Here is a 19,629-nt window from a genome sequence, read left to right as displayed (position 1 = left end):
GTTTACAAGGATCTTCTCATTGTTGGAAGCTGTTGTCAATTTAATTTTAGCAAATCAACTTGAATAATAACTTGTCATGCTTGGCCCCCTCATAGGCATATATATAAATACAGAAAATCCGTAGATTACTTAGAAGGTGGCTATCACGCTATGTCTAAACAAACTTTCTTACAAGGAACATTAATCCTCATAATTGCTGGACTCATCACGCGCTTTCTAGGTTTCGTCAATAAAATTGTCGTAGCTAGAATTATGGGTGCAGAAGGTGTGGGTCTTTACATGATGGCTGTACCTACCCTTCTTCTTGTTATAACGATAACTCAATTGGGACTCCCTGTCGCCATTTCAAAGCTAGTTGCTGAAGCAGAAGCACAACAGGATCGAAGCAAAATTAAGCGAATTTTGGTCGTATCACTATCAGTAACCGGGGTGCTAAGTATTGTTTTCACGATAGGAATGATTGCATTTGCACCATTCATATCACAAACTTTACTTACAGATGAACGCGCTTTTTATCCACTAATAGCGATTGCACCGATTGTGCCTATCGTTGCTTTATCGAGTGTATTACGAGGGTATTTCCAAGGACGACAAAACATGAGACCGACCGCTTATTCTCAAGTAATTGAACAAGTGGTTAGAATTACGTTAGTTGCGATTTTAACGATGGCCTTTTTGCCCTACGGTGTTGAATATGCAGCTGCAGGAGCGATGATATCTGTTGTGATTGGTGAGTTTGCGTCACTCTTTTATATGGTTTTCATGTTTAAAAATTATAAAAGAATTCGAATTCGTAGAGGATTTCTAGAGTACTTACGAAAAGGAAAGCATACATTCCAGGAGTTAATGGGTATTGCTTTGCCTACAACAGGAAGTAGACTCATAGGGTCGTTATCATTATTTTTTGAACCTATCGTAGTTGCCCAAAGCTTAGCACTTGCCGGAGTTGCTACTGTAGTCGCTACATCACAATATGGTGAGCTTGCTGGTTTTGTTATTCCATTACTTTTGCTACCAACTTTCATCACATACTCTCTTTCGGTTTCACTTGTACCTGCTATTAGTGAAGCATCTGCAAGAAAACAATATGCTTTAATTCACTATAGACTAAGTCAGGCATTACGCTTAGCTATGATTTCTGGAGGAATCTCTGTTGTCATCCTTTATGTTTATGCGATCCCAATAATGGAGTTAATGTATGATGCTCCAACAGTTGCTAGTTACTTAAAGGTAATGGCCCCTTTTAGTTTCTTTTTATATTTCCAAGGTCCATTGCAAGCAACTCTACAAGCTTTAAACCTAGCAAAAGCTGCAATGATGAACAGTTTAATTGGTGCGGTTGTTAAAATATCCGCTATCTTTGTCTTAGCATCTAGACCTGAGCTTGGAATAATGGGAGCGGCACTTGCCGTTGTAATTGGAATGGTTCTCGTGACATTGCTCCACTTTGCTTCTGTTGTAAAAACAATTAGCTTTACACTACATGTCAAAGATACAGCTAAAGCAGTCGGAACAATGATCCTAACAGGTGTTGTCGGTCATCTTTTATATGTTCATGCCTTTTTATCATCAACCATGATAGTAAAGACCTTATTATGTATTTTTATAACAACTGCATTCTACATCATTTTACTATTCCTTATCGGTTTAATTAAAAAAGAGGATGTTATTCGCATCCCTAAAATTGGTCCTTGGCTTTCAATGTTTGCAAAATCATAGGCAAAGTCGTATCCACGAAGACATCATTATTAAAACCAAAGAACTTTATAAAAAAGAAGCCAGGACAATGTTTTTCTCTTTTTGTCCGGGCCTCTTATTTTTATAATTTAAATTGTTCTACTACTTTATTTAATTCATCTGACATTTTCGTCAATGATTCAGCTGAAGACGTGATTTCTTCCATGGAAGCTAATGTCTCCTCTGAACTTGCACTAACCGTTAACGTGCTGTTAGATGTTTTTTTCGATAAGCTAGCCATATCTTCAACAATCGCTTGGGCTTCTTGAGATTGAGCTGCTATTTCTTGCGATGCGATAGACATGCCTTCAATTTGTTCTTTAATTCCTTTTAAAGAATTAATAATCATTTGGAATTTATCCTCTGTTTCATTTGAAATCGAAAGTCCCATATCAACCTCTTGTTTTACTTCGCTCATCATTTCGACGGTTTCATTCGTTTGGTTTTGGATGTTTTCGATAATGTCGTTAATTTGCACAACAGATTGTCCAGATTGTTCAGCTAGTTTTCTTACTTCGTCTGCTACAACAGCAAATCCTCTACCATGAACCCCTGCTCGTGCGGCTTCTATAGCAGCATTCAATGCTAACAAGTTCGTTTGTTCAGCAATCCCCTTAATTACACTTAAAATGGTCCCAATCTCTGTCGACTGTGTTAATAATTCTTTACTAACCCCATCCATCTTAAGAACAGTATTATTAATTGATGTCATTCGTTGTAATGTTTGATTTACAAGTTGACCGCCTTCTTGTGCATAGGTATAAGAAACATCTGAATTCGTTGCAATTAGTGATGCATTTTCTGCTATCTCTTCTACCCCTTTTGACACAACATCCAATGCTCTTACGCCTTTACTTGCTCCTTCAAGCTGTTCATCTGTTCCACTAGCTACTTCCTCAATCGCCAATGAAATTTCTTCTGAAGCTCTTGATGTTTCTTCTGCACTGGCTGAAAGTTGTTGTGCTGAAGCAGCAACTTGTGAAGCATTGTCTGAAATCGAGTAAATGACAGTCCTTAAATTTTCAGCCATATTTTTAAACGCTCTTGTTAAATCACCAATTTCATCCTCAGCTTTTGTTTCTTTAATCTCTACTGTTAAGTCGCGTTGTGCCACTCGTTCAGCAACTGCTGCTAATTCATTGATCGGCTTCGACATTCTAGAGGCAACCAGAATCCCAACAACGATTGAAATGATGATAGCGATTACACTAATTAAAATAATTGTTGATACTGCACTAATGATATTCCGATTCACATCTTCTTTAATGACTAGTAGTAAACTTTCTTCATGAGTAACAACTTCTTCAGAAAGGTTTGACATTGAATTCCCATAGGTTATCAATTGAAGATTAACATATTCCATTGCACGTCTTGTTTCATTAGCACCAAAGAGATAGACAATTTCATCAAAAGAGCGAAAAGTTAATCCGTTTAATTCTTGAATTCTTTCTAATTTATCCAATGTGACATCGTTTTGAGCCATTTGAATACTTCGTCCAACTAATTGATTCACTTCTTCATTCGCAGCAGTAAAAGCTTCAATATACTCTTCCGTTGTTCCTTCTAAGGCAATCGCATCATCTCTTCGGTTGTTAATATTCGTTAAATTGGAATCAATCTCTTCCACTTCGGCGCTAGTCGATTGGATAACCACAGAAAATGTATTCGTCATTTGCGCCCTCACATTCGCTTCTATGTCTTTCATTATTGCTTGCAATTCAAGCGCATTTTGAAGTTCTGCGTGTTTCTCATTAATCGTTGTTACATTAAGTACCGTCAACCCACTACCTATGGAAAACAGTAAAGCGATAAATAAGAACGTAAATATAAGCCGTTTTTTAATTGTTAACTTTAAGAAGTTTCCTTTTTTATTTTTTTGAGTTTCTTTTTTCTTGGAGGTATCTAGATGAATATTCAATTTCGGTCTTTGATTCAGTTTTTTTTGAAAGAGTTTTAACTGCTTGTCTTTTTCCTGTTTAGTACTCTTACTTTTGAGCATTTCCTCACCTCTCCATTTGTAACATGTAATAAATTATAATTTAATAATGCAACTATTAATTATATATAGTTTACCGGTTAACAACTTTATTTTCTTAAGTAAAAAGTCCTATATTTCACAAAATGTTTTATTTTTCAAGTATAAATTACCTATATTACACTTAAAAAAATTAAGTATTTCGTCTATACAATAAAGAATTTTAAAAAAAGAAGACCCAAAAGTTTTTCCTTTTGGGTCTTCGGGATTATTCTAGTCATTTACCAGAAAAATGCGGCACCTAAAGCGAAGCCACCTATTGCAGCTAAGGCAACCGGAAAAATTGGTCTGTAGCCAGGGTAGCCACCATATCCTGCTACTGTATAGCCAGATTGATAGTACCCTCCAGGATAACCTCCATAGCCAGGGTAGCCATAACTATATCCGCCAAACCCTGTTCCTCTCTGAACTGGTTCTATCCAAACATATTGTTTATCTACATTTACAATTTTTCCATAATGTTGCTTGCCACACTTTTCTTTAATGATTACTGTCTTTCCTCTGTGTTGACAACAAATGTCGTAATACTGTTGAGCATGCATGTTAAAACCCTCCTTTCTATCCATCCTATTTAGACAGGTAGGGTTTTGATTGCACATCCGTCCCATAAATATGATTTTTTTTATATCTATGTCAAAATTCATCTTTCAAATCGACAAAGAATGTATTATCGCCTTGATAAGCACAATAAGATATTTTCTTAACATCACGATACCCAAGTTTCCTCAATTCTTGCCTTAGCCATAAAGAGGTTTGTCCAATTTCCTTTAAATGGTCTTCCTTTACTTTACCATCTAAGATTAATGGAAGAGGCAGTACTGTATTCTCATCATCATTTTTTTCAATGACAGAGAGCTTTCCAGATGGTTCTAGTATCGCAAATTCAACATCTGACAGTTTACTGACTTTATTTTGACGTAATTGGATCATGAGGTCATCGAAATTATATCTTTGCTTCCGCATTTCACCTTCATCAATTTTTCCCTGATTAATTAAGACGGATGGTTTACCGTCAACCAGCTTTCTAAGTCTTTCGCTTTTTAGTGAAATAAAGGCAAAGATAATTTGAATAATTGACAATACTACAATTGGAACAATTGTATTGAGCATTGGAACTCGTATATTCTCAATAGAAACAACCGCTAACTCTGCAATCATAATCGAAACAACAAAATCGAGAACTGACAACTGTCCAATTTCTCGCTTTCCCATAAAGCGAAGAACAAAGAGGATTATAAAATATATAAAAATTGTCCGCAGTACAATCGTTCCATAGTCCATCTAATGTCCTCCTAATGGTCCTGAATAATCGTTGTACTTAGTTTGGACAATTCTTCTAAGAACATAAGATGAAGCTTTTGGTAAACGAAAGGGCATCCAAAGGAAGTACGCCTTTGGTTCGGCTTGCTTCCGCTCGCTGCAATGGAATGAGAAGTACACTCATTCCATTTTAATACATGCTGCGGCTTTCGCTTCGCTTCGAAAGGGCATCCAAAGGAAGTACGCCTTTGGTTCGGCTTGCTTCCGCTCGCTGCAATGGAATGAGAAGTACACTCATTCCATTTTAATACATGCTGCGGCTTTCGCTTCGCTTCGAAAGGGCATCCAAAGGAAGTACGCCTTTGGATGCCCTTTCTTTAGTAAAAGAATATGAGGTATCTGAAGTAGATGTATATGGTTGAAATTATAAAGGATACTAAGGCTACAGGGGCTCCTACTTTTAGAAATTCCATATAGCTAAAGGAATGGTTTGCTTTTACGGCTAATCCGGCAACAATTACGTTTGCCGTAGCTCCAATAATTGTGGCATTACCGCCTAGACATGCGCCAAGTGCTAGTGCCCACCACAGTGGGTCAAGGTTTGTCATCCCATAGCTTTGAAATTCAAGAATGACCGGAATCATCGCAGCTACAAATGGAATATTATCGACAAAGCCAGAGAGAATACCAGAAGCCCATAAAATTAAAATGGCTGTTTTCGGTAAATCTCCATCCGTGTAATAAATAATCGACTTTGCGATTTCATCAATTAGACCCACTTCTTTTATCCCGCCCACCAGCATAAATAATCCGATGAAGAAAAATAAAGTGACCCATTCCACTGATTTGAAAACTTCTTCTACATCTTGGACTTGATATGTAAGTAGCATTAAAAGCAATGCTCCACCCATAGCAATACTAGTAATATCAACATTCAGTAAAGGCTGAATGATAAATCCAACCGTTGTCATTGTCAGAACTGTAATCGACTTTATTAATAGCACTTTGTCTTTTAAATATTTTTTGGGGTCAACTTCAACTAATTTTCTTTGGTCTGCTTCTGTAACATGTAATTTGTTTCGATAAAAGAGGACTAAACCTGCCATAACTACAAAAAAGATAATGGCAACAACGGGTCCAAGGTGCACTAAAAAGTCATTAAATGTTAAATGTTCAACGGCCTGCCCAATCATTAGGTTTGGTGGGTCACCTATCAATGTTGCCGTTCCTCCAATATTCGAAGCCAAAATAATCGAGAGTAAATACGGAACTGCATTTAGTTTGAGCATTTTTGTCAATGTCAATACGATTGGAACTACAAGCAGTACAGTTGTCACATTGTTTAAGACTGCAGACCCTAGTGCAGTTAGAAGTGAAATAAGGATGAGTAATGGGATAGGCTTTCCGTTTACTTGCTTTGCAACTTTAATCGCGACATATTCAAAAAAACCACTTTGACTCGTGATCGAGACCAAAATCATCATAGCAAGAAGCAACGCAATCGTATGCCAATCAATATGGTGAATAAATGCACTATCTAAGTTAATGACACCTGCATATAACATTGCAGCGCCCCCTAGACAGGCTACCAATGCTCTATTTACTTTTTCACTTATAATAAAAACGTAACTGATGATAAAAATGATAAAGGCCAAGGTTACTTCCATCTAGTTTGAACTCCTCTCCCCCACCCATTTCTACCATCCTATGATAGGGATGTCCCATTCATGATATTTCTTTTTCAACTTGTCTATAATTCTTTTTTTAGAAAACAAGCTAGTCTAAAATTGACTTTTCTGAATATAGTGTAGTAATAACTTGTCTATTGAGAGGAGAATTCATATGGAATATCGGGGAATGTTTAGTTCTATGCTATATGGGCTTGTTTCTATCGTTATCATCGCACTATCTTTTAGCCTCGTCGTATCGTTAATCCTAACATTCAGCTCACTAACAGAAACATCGTTTTCATGGATTATTTTAATCGCTTCATTTTTAACGCTATTTATTGGAGGTCTTATAGCCGGAGGAAAAGCAAAACAAAACGGATTAATCATAGGCGCTGGTACAGCATTATTATTTACCGTAGTTACTTTTCTTGTTCAATATTTAGGCTACAACTCAGTGTTTTCAACAGAACAGCTATTATATCATGGAGGATATTTACTCTGTGCCGCATTAGGAGGAATCATCGGGGTAAATTTGGCAGGCGAATAAGGATAATAAGAAAAAAACGCTCAAAGTGTTGTCATACTTTGAGTGTTTTTTTTAGTTACAGGAGAGGACGTAAATGAAATCCTTAAGCTTGGACAATTATTCTCTACCTCTTCTTCCTTTTGGCCTTCCAGAACTTCTCCTCGGACACTTCTGCTCTGCCTCTTCTTCCTTTTGGCCCTCCAACCCTTCTCCTCGGACATTTGCTAGCTCAATGTCATCACCAGCGAACTTAGAAAAAACCTATGCAGAGACTGCCTTTCCGAAAAAAAAAGAACGAATCCAATGGATTCGCTTCTTTTTTATGTACTTATTAATTTGGATTGACTACTTCACGAATCGAAGTACGGTCAAATGTTAACTTACGGTTATCATGTACTAAAATTACAACGATATCTTCATCGATAGCATCGATAGTTCCATGAAGTCCACCGATTGTAATAATTTTATCTCCCTTTTGGAGAGCAGAGTGCATTTCGCGAACTGCTTTCTGTTTCTTTTGTTGTGGTCTAATTAAAAGAAACCAGAAGATAGCGAACATTAAGATTAGTGGCAATAAAGCACCAATCATTCCTCCTCCTTCACCCATTTGTTTCACCCCTTTCGTTTAGTAAACATGAGTTAGAAGTTTTTTGCATTAGGTTTGTTAAATCCATACAGCTCAAAAAACTCTTCTCTGAAGTCAAGCAAACGATCCTCACGAATAGCTTGTCTCACTTGCTCCATTAATTTTAACAGGAAATAGAGATTATGATAAGAGGTTAATCTAAATCCGAACGTTTCTTCACATTTGATGAGATGTCGGATATACGCTCTCGTATAATTTTTACAGACATGGCAATCACAATTCTCATCAAGCGGTCTGAAATCTCTTGCGAACTTTGCGTTTCTGACAACGAGTCTTCCTGTACTTGTCATGCATGTGCCATTTCTAGCAATCCTTGTTGGTAAAACACAGTCAAACATATCAATGCCACGAATTGAACCGTCGATTAAGGCATCCGCTGAACCAACACCCATTAAATATCTAGGCTTATTAGTCGGCATAAGTGGAGTCGTGAATTCAAGAACTTTATTCATGACATCCTTTGGTTCCCCAACGGAAAGGCCACCTATCGCATACCCCGGAAAATCAAGTGACACTAAATCTTGTGCACTTTGTCTTCTTAATTCTTCGTACTCTCCCCCTTGAATAATTCCAAAGAGAGCTTGGTCTTGAGGTCTTTGGTGGGCTTCTAAACATCTTTCAGCCCAACGACTTGTTCGTTCTACAGAGCTCTTCATATATTCATATTCTGCAGGGTATGGCGGACATTCATCAAATGCCATCATAATATCCGAACCTAACGCATTTTGAATTTCCATTGCTCCCTCAGGACTTAAGAAAAGCTTGGCACCACTTAAATGGTTTCTAAAATGTACGCCTTCTTCTTCAATTTTACGTAAATCACTTAAACTAAAAACTTGAAAACCGCCAGAATCAGTTAATATCGGTTTGTCCCAGTTCATAAATTTGTGAAGACCACCCGCTTCTTTAACAATATCATGGCCTGGTCGTAGCCAAAGGTGGTAAGTGTTACTTAAAATAATTTGTGACCCAATTTCTTTAAGCTCTTCTGGGCTCATCGTTTTGACTGTAGCAAGTGTTCCCACTGGCATGAATATCGGCGTTTCAATGGAGCCATGAGGGGTGTGAATTCGTCCTAACCTCGCGCCTGACTGTTTACATGTCTTTATTAATTCATAAGTCACCGCAGCCATCAGTTTTTCCCTCCTTGCCCTTGAATAAACATTGCGTCACCGAAACTAAAGAAACGATATCTTTCTTTAACTGCGTGTTCATAGGCCTTTAACGTATTTTTTCTTCCGGCCAGAGCACTTACCAACATAATTAGTGTTGATTTTGGTAAGTGAAAATTCGTAATAAGTCCATTTATCCCTTGAAATGTATAACCTGGGTAAATAAAGATAGATGTCCAACCTGAGTCAGCTGAAAATGTACCATTCCCTTTAGTCGCAATTGTTTCAACTGTGCGAAGCGAGGTTGTTCCAACGGCAATAATTCGTTTCCCACTTGCCTTGACATCATTTAATAATTTGGCTGTTCCTTCAGTCATTTGATAAAATTCCGCATGCATTTCATGTTCCTCTATATTTTCCACACTGACTGGGCGGAATGTACCTATTCCAACATGGAGTGTAATAAACGCGATATGAACTCCTTTTTGCCGAATGGTATTAAGTAACTCTTCTGTAAAATGCAATCCTGCTGTTGGAGCTGCAGCAGACCCTTCATGCTTAGCGTATACAGTCTGATAACGATCCTTGTCTTCTAGTCTCTCTTTAATATAAGGTGGCAATGGCATTTGTCCAAGGCGCTCTAACACTTCATTAAAAATGCCTTCATATGAAAACTCTAGAATTCGTCCTCCATCTTCTAGCTCTTGTATACATGTCGCTTGTAGTTCTCCTTGACCAAAATGAATAATCGTCCCATTCTTAATTCGCCTTGCAGGTTTCACGAGTGCTTCCCATCGATCCCCTTCTTCTTGTTTAAGGAGGAGTACTTCGACACTTGCTCCTGTTTCAGCTTTTTCACCAATTAATCGGGCTGGCATGACCCGTGTATCATTTAATACGAGGCAATCGCCTTGATTTAAATATTCTGGGATGTTTGCAAACTGGTCATCCTTGTATTGTTCATTTTCGCCAACTACAAGCAATCTTGAAGCACTTCGATTCGCTAATGGCGTTTGTGCGATTAATTCTTCAGGTAAATAAAAATCAAATTCATTAACATCCATTTCGTATGTTTCACCTTTTCGTATGTATTCAAATTACCGTAAAAAACGACCAATCACTAAAAAAACAAGTGATAGTACGATACTAATTATAATTGACGTCATAATCGGAAAATAAAACGTCGCATTCTCTCTTTTGATTAATATATCTCCAGGAAGCTTTCCAAGAGAAATGAACTTCCCACCAATTTGCCAAAGAACTCCTACAATAATCAAGATGATTCCAATCGTAATAAAGAGTTTTGGGATGAAACTCACTCTTTTGGCACCTCCATCTGAAAGTGTTGATACACTGCTGGTGTAACCATTCTTCCTCTTGGTGTTCGTTGTAGAAAGCCTATTTGTAATAAGTATGGCTCATATACCTCTTCAATTGTATCTGTCTCTTCACCAATCGTAGAAGCTATTGTTTCTAATCCAACTGGTCCACCTCTATATTTTTCAATAATGCCTAAAAGTAATTTATGATCGATATGATCTAATCCTAGTCGATCTACTTGAAGGCGTTCAAGTGAACTATGTGCTAACTCAAGCGTAATCTCACCATTCCCCTTTACTTGAGCAAAATCTCGGACTCGACGTAATAAACGATTAGCAATACGTGGGGTTCCCCTAGAACGCTTCGCTATTTCTGTGGCACCAGCATCATCAATATCAATTTGTAAGATGGTAGCTGTCCGCTTCACGATTTCTGTGAGTTCTTGTTCCGTATAATACTCAAGTCTTGATAAGACTCCAAAGCGATCTCGAAGTGGTGCAGATAACATCCCAGCTCTTGTCGTAGCTCCGACTAATGTAAACGGAGGCAAATCAAGACGCACAGACCGAGCTGTTGGCCCCTTACCAATGACAATATCTAAGCAAAAGTCTTCCATTGCAGGATAGAGGACTTCTTCTACAATTCGGTGTAGCCGATGAATCTCATCTATAAAGAGAACATCTCCAGGCTCAAGTGCTGTTAAAATTGCTGCTAAATCTCCTGGACGTTCAATAGCTGGGCCCGATGTTGTTCGAAGCTGAACCCCCATTTCATTGGCAACTATTGCGGACAATGTTGTTTTCCCTAGTCCAGGGGGTCCATATAATAATACATGGTCTAACGCCTCATTGCGAATTTTTGCTGCTTCAATAAATACCTTAAGGTTTTCTTTTACCTTATGTTGTCCAATATAATGGTCTAAATCGCTAGGTCTAATGTTATGTTCTTCAACCGATTCATCACCATCTTGCTCATGAGCAGACACTATTCTGTCTTCCATTATCGTCCTCTCCCCTTATAACGATAGCATCAGCTGCAACGCTTTTTTAATATATTGGTCTGTAGATAGCTCTTCTTTCTTCAGTTCTTTTTCGACCTTTTTAATTTCTCTTTCAACATATCCAAGTGCTCTTAATGCTTCAAGTGCTTCACTTAACTCATGAGCATCAGCTTTTGTATAATCTGGTTGTAGAGACAATTGATTTGGTACAAAGTCTTCGAGTTTTCCTTTTAAGTCAAGAATCATTTGTCTCGCAGTCTTTTTACCAACACCAGGAAACTTAGTAAGAAATTCTTCCTTTTCGCCTTCAATCGCTTCAACCAATTGACTTGGTTCGCCTGTAGCCAATATTGCTAATGCACCTTTTGGTCCTATTCCTGAAACATTAAGAAGCTTTTCAAACATTTTTCGTTCTTCTCTTGAACTAAAACCAAAAAGACGCAAGATATCCTCTCTTACATATTGATGAGTATATACTTTAATAGTTGTATTTCTATATTTTTCAAAGGCAAACGGATTTGGACAAAAGACCTGATACCCAATTCCCCCCGTTTCAACCACGATATAATACGGATCAATGCATTCTAACTTTCCTTGTATCGATTCAATCAACACGCTCTCCCCTTTACTAATCGAACATTAATTCTATTTTACCATAACCTGCAGTTGTTACGAAAAGAAAGGGAGTGTGTTTGCTTTTCAACTTGTAAACGTCACTCCATACTAAAAGGCCAGGACATAACTAAAGGGTGAAACAAAAAGTATAAAAAACAGAGGGCACTGAAAAAGTTAGGTTTTTAACTTTTTCAATGCCCTCTAAGCAATGTGCGTAACCGTTGAATGTTTTAAAAGCCTGCTACGAGTGGAGCCTTTGCCACCATAATTTAAGGCATTGAAAAAGTTGGTTTGTACTTTTTCAGTGGCTTCAAAAAAACAACCTTTTGTCCCACACTCCTCATTACATTTTTTTTACAGCATACCGTTCGAAGGTTTTTAATACTTCTTGGAAATTTTCCCGAGATAACACGGGAATCCCTTCTTTAAGTTCATGGTGTTGATGACTTTGTAATTTATTTGTATTTATTTGAAAAAACGATTGAATGACCTTCTCATGATTGGGATGTCCATCGTAAATATTTAATATCCCCTCTTCAGATATTCCAAAATAACCATTGATTTTTAATAAAGGTGAAATGTCATTGACTTCCTGTTGGAAAGTAACTCGACTTTCATTTTGGTCTAGTAATGTCCAATCGGCATAAAAAGCCCAAAAATCTTCCATTGACCAAATGGTTTCTTGAACCACTTCTTCACTTATTTCTCCATCCAAATATACTCTTTCAAGAACGACCTCTACAGTTTTTGGCGCCATTACTTCAAAGGCTTCTTGATTTACATTTACTGTTTCTTTGTTTTCAGCTACTGTTTGTCCCTGATTTCCGACAATAATACTTCCAACTATCACAACAACCAGAAGTAACACAAAAGTTCCTTGTCCAATTGTTATGTCTTTTATGATTTGACGAATGTTCATCAAAATCACCCCAAATTTTAAAAGTGTATAAGCGATATTCATAACTATGTTTACCATCTAATGAAAGTTTTATCCAAAAAAATAGAATACACTAAAAAAGTTCACAAATATGTAACCCCAAAAAAAGAGCAGGATGTCCCTGCTCTTTCATTTATATTTAGCGAGTACGCTCAAATGGGCGTTGCGCTGCTCTTCCTAAATCATTAATCATTTCTGTAAAGGTAGCACCTACTTCTTCCCAAGCAGCTCCACCTCGAAGGCGGTCATCCATTGTGCGAACACGACTAACAGCATCTCTGTCTGATACTACATGAATATTTTTGGCATCAGACGTGTCACCGACTGTATTTCGAACTCTCTTTTGAACATCTCTGTCATCAGAATCAACAGCTACAACAACTGTGTCATCATGGACAATTACGCGAGAGTCTCGAATATCATTTTCAGCTAAACGATCTTGAATCTTTTGAACAGAAGCTCCATCATATGAACGATGGTAATTAGCTGCAGTGCCTTGACCTCTTTGAGTTCTATCAGCTGTTTGTGTGCGAGCTCTGTCTCCAGTTTCTCGTGTTTGGTTAGCTTGCCCGGTTATCCCCTGCCTGGGACGCACCTCATCACGAAGTACTCCTCGGTCATCTACCATTCCAGGACGGTCACCAACGATTCCACTATGGTCACCAGAACGACGTCCAGCTGCACCCATACGTGTACCTGTTGTTCCTCTTCCTTCATGCATAGATTGACGAGTACCATCTGGACTTATTTCACCAGCACCTACACCAAATGGTTCTCCAGTACGGTTATTTTGAGTCGGAGCATACGTACTTATTCTACGACCTAAGTTTAACTCACCCATGTCTTGTACACGAACAGCATTCCCTCTTTGTGTTAAACCAACTGAATGTTGACTTTGAACACGGTTTCCACGCTGTCCATTCTGAGTAGCAGTTGTTCCTCGATTACCCGTTGCAGTACCTCGAGTTCTAGCACGGTCGTCACGAGTAAACATGTCAGTGATTGGACCTTCACCTGTCCAACGTGCTTCAGTCCCTCTAGTTACACCTTGGTCTGCTTGTCTTTGACCTGTTCCTACACCATTTAGGCCGTGAACAGTTCCTTGTCCTCTCCAAGCACCATCAGTTTGTCCCATTTGACCAGTTCCTCGAGTAGTATCACCAAGCATTCCTTGGCCACCACGAGTTCCTGTACCATGTCCACCAAATAAGCCACCTTGATTTCCAGTACCTTGTCCACCAAATAATCCGCCGCCTTGGTTTCCAGTACGTTGTCCACCAAATAAGCCACCACCTTGGCTTCCAGTGCCTTGTCCACCAAATAAACCTTGTCCACCTTGGTTTCGGGTACCTTGCGTACCGTGAGTTCCATCAACACCTGGAGTTGTTCCATGTGTACCTTGGATACCAATTGTACCTTGGTTACCTAGTTGACCTTGCGTACCATAACCTTGTCCTTGACGTGCACCCATATCTTGTGCTTGATTATCGACACCACATCCGGCTAAACCACCTAGTAACATAGTTGCTGCTGTAACTGTAATCGCGAATTTTCGCATGTTTTAACCTCCTTTCACAACTTATGATGTCTATTTCAAGCTTGTATTACACTGTTACATTGTAGGAGTGTTGTTAATATTTTGTTCTACATAAAAAAAATGAGACGACATAATGTCGCCTCACCTTTTTTAATCGTCGATATCATCGTATTCTTCATACTCATTCGGTAATCGTTGAGCAGGAAATCCACTTGTTGGATGTGTTGGTACCTGGTGTCCTGAAGCCGGAAAACCTGGTTGTGCATACGTACTTGGTGGTTGAACTCCGCCAAATTGAACAGGTGCTTGTGGTTGCTGAGGTGGCATTGCTTGCTCATACCCATAAAAAGGTACTCCACCTTGTTGTTGCGGAAATCCATAAGGTGGCATTTGTTGTTGAGGAAATGCACCTTGATGTTGTGGATATCCTTGATATGGACTAGGGTATGCTTGAAAACCTTGTTGCATCCCATACGGTGAGAAACTTCCTGGACTAGCGCAACCAGGCATGATTGGCGATATTGGATACATCGGCGGACATGGTTGTTGTGGCATCAGCACCGGCGGACATGGTTGTTGTGGCATTGCCATTGGCGATATTTGTGGTGGTGGTGCCATTGGTGCTACTTGTGTTGGTGCTGGTGGCATTGGCGCTTTTGGTGACTCTAATGGTGGACATGGTTTTTCTTTTGGTTTTTCCATAATAGGAGCTTTTACAACTGGTTGTTTAGGTGGTGCTTTAATTTCTGGTTTTTTTGGTGGAGCTGGTGGTTGTTTGATTGGCTGCTGTGGTTTGTAAATGTTAAAGTGCATCTCATGCGATATCGGCTGGACATAAGGAACTTGTGGCATTTGAGGCATAACTGGCTTTGGCTGCTCTTTTACAACTGGTTGCTCTTTAATGGGAGCCTCTTTTTGAATCGGAGCTTCCTTTTGAATTGGTGCTTCTTTTTTAATCGGTGCTTCTTTTTTCACAGGAACACTACCTGTTGGAATTTTAATTTTCATTCCTGGCATAATCATATCAGGGTTAGATAAGTGATTATTTACTGCTTTTAACTGTTCAAAATCTACATTGTACTTTTGAGATAATTTCCATAACGTGTCACCTTTTTGAACGATATGAATTTTCAACTTCTTCCCCTCCTCAAACAATTCTGTACATTATATGCAAACTTGGGCTAAATGGTACACATAGATTGATACCTATGAGAAGCTAGCCGGAACAATACTCTCAGCACAATCTATGCGGAATTTTCTTGCTTTATACCAAAAAAAGAAAGAGGGTGAGACAAAAGGTTGTTATTGACCTTTTGTCTCACCCTCTAAGCAATGAGCGAAACCGCCACCTTCTTTTAAAAGCCCGTTGTGAGTGGGTTTCTCACAACGGGCTTTGTGGCGAGTGAAGCCAGTACAGATGTTTTGTTTTAGCTAGTTCTGTCCTAGCCCATTTCTTAAATTTATGCTCTTTGTAACATACGTTCCAACGCTAGGATAGCTTCTTTAGCTACATCTTCATCAACTTTTATTTTATTTAAAACTTTACCTTCTTCAATCGCTTCTAATGACCATAATAAATGAGGAAGGTCAATACGATTCATCGTTAAACAAGGGCACATGTTTGGATTAAGAGAAGTAACTACTTTATCTGTATGAATTTGACCAAGGCGTTTCACGAGATTCATCTCGGTTCCGACTGCCCATTTTGTGTTAGCCGGTGCTGCTTTTAACTTCTCAATAATATAGTGTGTTGAGCCGGCATAATCTGCTAATTGTACAACTTCATGTGAACACTCCGGATGAACAATAATGTTTGTTTCTGGAGAAGACGCTCTTAACTCTTTTATATTTTCTACCGTGAACTTCTCATGAACAGAACAATGTCCCTTCCATAAGATAATCTTCACGTCCTCGACATTTCCTTCATACTCAAGCTTATCTGAGATAGGATCCCATACAGCCATATGTTCTAACGGGATGCCAAGATCAAACGCTGTGTTACGGCCAAGATGTTGGTCCGGTAAAAACAAAATTCTTTCTTTTTGTGTAAAAGCCCACTCCAACATTTTTTTAGCATTAGATGAAGTTACCGTTGCTCCTCCATGTCTTCCACAAAATGCTTTAATCGCTGCTGTACTATTTACATACGTTAACGGTAAAATTGTATCCGAAAATTTCTTTTGTAGTGCGTCCCATGCACGGTCAGTTTGGTCCATATCAGCCATATCTGCCATTGAACAGCCAGCTCGCATATCAGGTAAAATAACTTCCTGATGGTCTGCTGTTAGGATATCCGCAGTCTCTGCCATAAAATGAACACCGCAAAAGACAATATATTCTGCATCCTTATTTTGAGCTGATAATTGTGCTAACTGCAATGAATCTCCTGTTGAATCTGAAAATTGAATGACTTCATCCTTTTGATAATGATGTCCAGGAATATAAATACGGTTCCCATATTTATTTTTTATTTCTCTCACTCGTTCTTCCATTTGTTGTACTGACATTTGTGCATATTTCTTTGGAAGTAGTGTTTGTTTTTCAATCATTTCTAACATACTCATTATTTATTCCCCCCAGTTACATTAAAACTTATGTCAAGTGCTTTCACCGAATGAGTTAAGAACCCAAGCGATATATAGTCAACTCCACTAAAACGATAGTCAGCAAGGTTAGATAACTGAATTCCACCTGAAGCTTCTGTCACAATTCCAGAAGGGACTAATTCAACAAATTGCTTCACTTCTTCCGGGGAACGGTTATCAAACATAATAATATCTGCTTTTGCCTCTACCGCTTCTAGAACAGCTTCTTTAGATTCGGTTTCCACTTCAATTTTCACCATATGCCCTAAGCTTTCTCTTACTTGCGCTACCGCTGCTGAAATGCTTCCTGCAGCTGCGATATGATTGTCTTTTATCATCACACCATCATATAACCCAATTCGATGATTATACCCACCACCACATTGTACAGCATATTTCTCAAACATACGCAAACCTGGTGTTGTCTTTCTCGTATCACATATTCTTGTTTTTTCACTTGATAAAGCAATAACCGCTTGCTTAGTAAGTGTAGCAATCCCGCTCATACGTTGCAGTAAGTTGAGGATCACTCTCTCACCAGTTAGTAAAGAGGCGACAGGACCAGATACAGTTGCGATAACTGTTCCTCTTTCAACATAATCCCCATCCTTATAATTTGTACGAACCACGATGCTTGAGTCGAGCAGGTGGTATCCTTCCTTGATGATGTTAATTCCAGCTATGATACCATCGTCTTTTACAATAAAATCACCGGTTCCATGCTGGTTTTGAAAAATAGATGCTGAAATGTCACCACTTCCGATATCTTCAATAAAAAATTGTTGTAACTGCTGTTTCACTTGTAAGTAATTCATGATTTCACTCCTACCATAGGTTTACAATCATCTTTAAGTTGCACATCATGAACAGGATTCGTTTGGCGATTTGACCAGTAAAGACTTTTTTGTAACCATTCTGAATCGAGTTGAGGAGCATCGGAACGGAAATGGCCTCCTCTGCTTTCAGTTCGTTCAAGAGCTGCAGAAATAATAAAATAACAAACCGTTAACATATTACAAATGGTTTTTTCATCAATCTTTAATCTGTATTCTTGGTTATTCCATATTGCCTTTTCATAAGATTTCACCCATTGCAGAGCCGTTTCTAACCCCTGCTTATTACGGACAATTCCTACAAACTGAGACATCAATCCTTGTATCTCGTATACGTTAGGTAACTCAAAATCCCTTGCTTTTAATTCGTCTCGATTAGAAAGGACAACTAAAGGGGCTTTAAGACGATTAGCAGAAAGAATGAATGATGCTAATTCCGAAGCAAACACAATTCCTTCAAGCAACGAATTGCTTGCTAAGCGATTGGCACCATGAACTCCTGTTCGGGCCACTTCTCCTATCGCATATAATCCTGGAACCGTTGTTTGACCTTGTTCATCGGTTACGACTCCTCCCATCATAAAATGAGCGCCAGGGGCAACAGGAATCCGTCCATCTTCTATTTCTAATCCAGCCTTTATACATAATTCTGTAACAGATGGAAACCTAGACTGAAAATCAGGAATTGATGAGATATCAAGAAATAAAGGTTTGCCTAAGGATAATTGTTCAAAAATAGCTCTAGCTACAACATCTCTTGGTGCCAAGTCCATTTGTTCATGCTTGCCATCCATTAGATAAGTGCCTTGCTCAGTAAGAAGTCTAGCCCCCTCGCCACGAACTGCCTCCGATACAAGCCCATATGCTTTTCCGTCCTTGACTAACATCGTTGGATGAAATTGAATAAATTCCATATCAGCAAGAAGTGCTCCAGCTCGGTATGCTAGTGCCATTCCATCGCCAGTTACCTGCTCACAATTGGATGTCACTTCATATAGCTGTCCTGCTCCGCCAGTAGCTAAAATCGTGTGCGGAGCAAGGTATATTTTCTCTTGCTCGTTTTGTGTATGTGTTATGACACCATAACAGCCCGTATTCGATACTAAAAGGTCGATTGCTGTTTCATGTTCAATGATTGTTGTATGTTTTTTGACTCGTTCAATTAATTTAGTCACTAGCTCCTTGCCAGTCGCATCACCGCCAGCATGAAGGATTCTTCTTCGTTGATGAGCACCTTCTTTTCCGAGGGAATAGTTTCCATCATTGTCACGGTCAAAGTTTACACCGAGCTCAATTAATTTCTCAATCATTTCTGGCCCTTTTTGCACGAGAAGTTTCGTCACTGCTTCGTTATTATGAAAACTTCCGGCCACAATTGTATCGAAAAAGTGGTCACTCCAACTGTCTTCTTTGTCAATTGCAGCCGCTATTCCACCTTGAGCCATTGAAGAATTACTACATTCTACATTTGACTTTGTGATAATTATCACATTCTTATGCGTAGAAAGAATCTCAGCTGCCATTAACCCCGCCAGGCCACTTCCAATGATGATCACATCTGCTACCTGTGTTATTGTCATTCAAATGACCTCCCTTTTAACGAGCGCACTGTAAAGGTTTGTTATTCGAGGGCACTGAAAAGTTGTTTTGTACTTTTTCAGTGGCTTCGGTTTTTTACCTTTTAGTGCAACAGGTGTCTTGACACCTATATTTACATAAATTTAAACTAGTGACAAGAGTTTTTTTATGTAATTCTATAAGATAAGTTTTATTCTTTAGTATTAACAAGGCCTTAAGAAACCAATATAAATGTTTA

18 protein-coding genes are annotated in these 19,629 nt (G+C 38.7%); 2 read left to right on the top strand and 16 right to left on the bottom strand.

Going from position 1 to position 19,629, the window contains the following annotated elements; genetic code table 11:
• The first annotated feature begins 150 nt into the window (after positions 1-150).
• Complete coding sequence (gene spoVB / locus BK585_RS06470; protein WP_078552666.1) at positions 151-1,719, top strand: stage V sporulation protein B; 1,569 nt, start codon at positions 151-153, stop codon at positions 1,717-1,719.
• A 100-nt stretch (positions 1,720-1,819) separates the two neighbouring features.
• Here the strand turns inward: spoVB and BK585_RS06465 are convergent, their stop codons facing one another.
• From BK585_RS06465 to BK585_RS06450, 4 genes are all read right to left on the bottom strand, one after another.
• Positions 1,820-3,736: a methyl-accepting chemotaxis protein gene (locus BK585_RS06465; protein ID WP_078552665.1), complete on the bottom strand. Its 1,917-nt coding sequence runs from the start codon at positions 3,734-3,736 to the stop codon at positions 1,820-1,822.
• A 257-nt stretch (positions 3,737-3,993) separates the two neighbouring features.
• Complete coding sequence (locus BK585_RS06460) at positions 3,994-4,314, bottom strand: hypothetical protein (protein WP_078552664.1); 321 nt, start codon at positions 4,312-4,314, stop codon at positions 3,994-3,996.
• Between the two features lie 91 nt (positions 4,315-4,405).
• Positions 4,406-5,053, bottom strand: coding sequence for a DUF421 domain-containing protein (locus BK585_RS06455; protein ID WP_078552663.1), 648 nt, complete (start codon positions 5,051-5,053; stop codon positions 4,406-4,408).
• A gap of 356 nt (positions 5,054-5,409) precedes the next feature.
• Positions 5,410-6,699: an ArsB/NhaD family transporter gene (locus BK585_RS06450; RefSeq protein WP_078552662.1), complete on the bottom strand. Its 1,290-nt coding sequence runs from the start codon at positions 6,697-6,699 to the stop codon at positions 5,410-5,412.
• A 175-nt stretch (positions 6,700-6,874) separates the two neighbouring features.
• Here BK585_RS06450 and BK585_RS06445 point away from each other — a divergent pair, with 175 nt between their 5' ends.
• The gene (locus tag BK585_RS06445; protein WP_078552661.1) at positions 6,875-7,249 is read left to right on the top strand and encodes a TIGR04086 family membrane protein; all 375 of its coding nucleotides are present in this window, start codon (positions 6,875-6,877) and stop codon (positions 7,247-7,249) included.
• A 310-nt stretch (positions 7,250-7,559) separates the two neighbouring features.
• Here the strand turns inward: BK585_RS06445 and yajC are convergent, their stop codons facing one another.
• The 12 genes from yajC to nadB form a co-directional block, all read right to left on the bottom strand.
• Positions 7,560-7,835, bottom strand: coding sequence for a preprotein translocase subunit YajC (gene yajC / locus BK585_RS06440; protein WP_078552660.1), 276 nt, complete (start codon positions 7,833-7,835; stop codon positions 7,560-7,562).
• A gap of 32 nt (positions 7,836-7,867) precedes the next feature.
• Entirely contained in the window at positions 7,868-9,007 is a 1,140-nt protein-coding gene (tgt, locus tag BK585_RS06435) for a tRNA guanosine(34) transglycosylase Tgt (RefSeq protein ID WP_078552659.1), read from the bottom strand.
• A complete protein-coding gene (gene queA / locus BK585_RS06430; protein ID WP_078552658.1) occupies positions 9,007-10,050 on the bottom strand; it encodes a tRNA preQ1(34) S-adenosylmethionine ribosyltransferase-isomerase QueA in 1,044 nt (347 codons plus the stop codon). The genes tgt and queA overlap by 1 nt, the downstream gene beginning before the upstream one ends.
• A 33-nt stretch (positions 10,051-10,083) precedes the next feature.
• On the bottom strand, positions 10,084-10,305 hold the full coding sequence (locus tag BK585_RS06425; RefSeq protein WP_139367506.1) for a DUF2905 domain-containing protein: 222 nt from the start codon (positions 10,303-10,305) through the stop codon (positions 10,084-10,086).
• Positions 10,302-11,306, bottom strand: a complete 1,005-nt coding sequence (ruvB, locus tag BK585_RS06420; protein ID WP_078552657.1) for a Holliday junction branch migration DNA helicase RuvB — start codon at positions 11,304-11,306, stop codon at positions 10,302-10,304. The genes BK585_RS06425 and ruvB overlap by 4 nt, the downstream gene beginning before the upstream one ends.
• A 15-nt stretch (positions 11,307-11,321) precedes the next feature.
• Positions 11,322-11,918: a Holliday junction branch migration protein RuvA gene (gene ruvA, locus BK585_RS06415; protein WP_078552656.1), complete on the bottom strand. Its 597-nt coding sequence runs from the start codon at positions 11,916-11,918 to the stop codon at positions 11,322-11,324.
• A 346-nt stretch (positions 11,919-12,264) separates the two neighbouring features.
• On the bottom strand, positions 12,265-12,840 hold the full coding sequence (locus BK585_RS06410) for an intercompartmental signaling factor BofC (protein WP_078552655.1): 576 nt from the start codon (positions 12,838-12,840) through the stop codon (positions 12,265-12,267).
• 157 nt (positions 12,841-12,997) lie between these two features.
• Entirely contained in the window at positions 12,998-14,416 is a 1,419-nt protein-coding gene (locus BK585_RS06405) for a YhcN/YlaJ family sporulation lipoprotein (RefSeq protein WP_078552654.1), read from the bottom strand.
• Positions 14,417-14,545: 129 nt separating this feature from the next.
• Positions 14,546-15,529, bottom strand: a complete 984-nt coding sequence (gene safA, locus BK585_RS24590; protein WP_139367505.1) for a SafA/ExsA family spore coat assembly protein — start codon at positions 15,527-15,529, stop codon at positions 14,546-14,548.
• A 326-nt stretch (positions 15,530-15,855) separates the two neighbouring features.
• Positions 15,856-16,959 (bottom strand): quinolinate synthase NadA, encoded by a 1,104-nt coding sequence (nadA, locus tag BK585_RS06395; RefSeq protein ID WP_078552652.1) that lies wholly within the window; start codon positions 16,957-16,959, stop codon positions 15,856-15,858.
• Positions 16,959-17,795 (bottom strand): carboxylating nicotinate-nucleotide diphosphorylase, encoded by an 837-nt coding sequence (gene nadC / locus BK585_RS06390; RefSeq protein WP_078552651.1) that lies wholly within the window; start codon positions 17,793-17,795, stop codon positions 16,959-16,961. The genes nadA and nadC overlap by 1 nt, the downstream gene beginning before the upstream one ends.
• Positions 17,792-19,393, bottom strand: coding sequence for an L-aspartate oxidase (gene nadB, locus BK585_RS06385; protein WP_078552650.1), 1,602 nt, complete (start codon positions 19,391-19,393; stop codon positions 17,792-17,794). Before nadB ends, nadC begins: the two co-directional genes overlap by 4 nt.
• Positions 19,394-19,629 lie beyond the last annotated feature (236 nt).

It is taken from the genome of Bacillus alkalicellulosilyticus (genome assembly GCF_002019795.1).
GTDB lineage: Bacteria > Bacillota > Bacilli > Bacillales > Bacillaceae_F > Bacillus_AO > Bacillus_AO alkalicellulosilyticum.
The sequence above is the reverse complement of the archived record's forward strand: the minus strand, read 5'-3'. Positions and strand labels throughout refer to the sequence as shown.